The organism is Flavobacterium sp. LMO6, from assembly GCF_009495795.1.
In the GTDB taxonomy this organism is placed as follows: Bacteria; Bacteroidota; Bacteroidia; order Flavobacteriales; family Flavobacteriaceae; genus Flavobacterium.
The window spans coordinates 1-1,549 of the sequence record NZ_WIBH01000038.1; the positions used below are offsets into that span (position 1 = coordinate 1).

The window sequence follows — 1,549 nt, forward strand, 5'->3', positions numbered from 1 at the left end:
ATTTGTGAAGGCTTGGTGCTGGTTTTTCGCCACAATTTTCAAGCCGCGAAACGTTAGCAGCAATACTATCGAAACTCACAGAAAACAAGAACTTAATGAAGAAAATTACAACAGAAATAATAATTATATTTATACTTTGGCTAAGTGTAATTCTATCATTATATTTAAATTACAAGTTTGACATATTTTTTATTTTTGGAATTATTGGTTTATCAATTGTTACGCTGACAAATAAAAAACTCACAGAAATTAGCTTGACAATTTTAATCGTAATTTTACTTTTTTCATCATTTAATTTAATAAAATTCAGTCTTGCTTTCAGCTTAAATTTTGGAGTAATAAGTATTCCAAATTTTATACTTTTATTAGTTTTACTTTATCGAAAACGAAATCAAGTTTTAGACTTAAAAGAAAAATGGTTTGCTGAAGACGAAGAAGAAATTGAAAATCAAAAAATCAGAAAAATAGAATTTTTTAAAAATCAATTTAAAAATTTATCTGAAGCCGAACTTAACAGGAAATTATCTGAAGATAAACTGACCGAAGAAGCTAAAAATGCTGCAATCGAACTGCTAAATTTAAAAAGTATAACCGAAAAATAAAGTACTACTGCTAACAGCGGTTTGCTTCAATGGCTACTTCCGGATTTTCCTCCGGAAAATCCGCTGCTGAATGGAATGTTTTGTTATATTTGTAATGGCTTGGTGTTGGTTCAATGCCACTGAAAGCAAGCCACATAACGTTACCAGCAATAATAAATCTAACTTTATAAAATGAATTTAAAACTAATAATTATTTTAATTCCTTTATTATTTTTATCATGTTCAAGAGATAAGAAAGTTATTCATGAAGATTTAAAAAGTCAAGAAAATTTAATTGACAGTGTTAAAGTAGAGTTAAACAAGCAAAATGAAATAATTAGAGTTTATAGTTTTTTAAACACTCCCGAGAAGCCAATTAAAGAAATGATTACTTTTCAGGACAATAATAAAATAGATTTTACAAAAAGTACTTTTTTAGAAGTAAAAAATGGTGATCTCTACTTTTATTCTCATTACAGTAAATATCCTATTCCCAAAAAAAGATTTATACAATTTATTTTTAGCGATAGTATTAATTCTAATTTTGACAACTTTTCAAATATAAAATTAGACACTGCTTTTTTCAACATGGATGGCGTGATAGAAGACTACAAAAGTAAATTATCTAAAAAAGGGAAAATAGTTGAAACTGTCTTTCTTGATAGTTTAGTTGTTAAAAATAATGAAGAGCAAAAAGTAATTAGAACTTTAGAATACTATGTTGATTTGGATAATTTACTTATTGATAATTTAAAAGCAATAAGAAAAACTAAATAATTACTGCTGGTAACAGCGGTTTGCTTCAATGGCTTCTTCCGGATTTTCCTACGGAAAATCCGCTGCTGAATGGAATGTTTTGTTATATTTGTAATGGCTTGGTGTTGGTTCAACGCCACTGAAAGCAAGCCACATAACGTTGTAACTAATAGCTTTCCGAATTGAACGAATGTGTTTAATGTTGGAAATTT

2 protein-coding genes are annotated in these 1,549 nt (G+C 27.8%); both read left to right on the forward strand.

Going from position 1 to position 1,549, the window contains the following annotated elements:
• The first annotated feature begins 95 nt into the window (after window positions 1–95).
• Window positions 96–602: a hypothetical protein gene (locus GFJ99_RS13215; RefSeq protein ID WP_153209512.1), complete on the forward strand. Its 507-nt coding sequence runs from the start codon at window positions 96–98 to the stop codon at window positions 600–602.
• A gap of 171 nt (window positions 603–773) precedes the next feature.
• Window positions 774–1,358, forward strand: coding sequence for a hypothetical protein (locus tag GFJ99_RS13220; protein WP_153209514.1), 585 nt, complete (start codon window positions 774–776; stop codon window positions 1,356–1,358).
• Window positions 1,359–1,549 lie beyond the last annotated feature (191 nt).

Excerpts from the sequence above, each read along its gene's own strand:
- GFJ99_RS13215 (WP_153209512.1), top strand. The coding sequence starts at position 96 with ATGAAGAAAATTACAACAGAAATAATAATTATATTTATACTTTGGCTA.
- GFJ99_RS13220 (WP_153209514.1), top strand. The coding sequence starts at position 774 with ATGAATTTAAAACTAATAATTATTTTAATTCCTTTATTATTTTTATCA.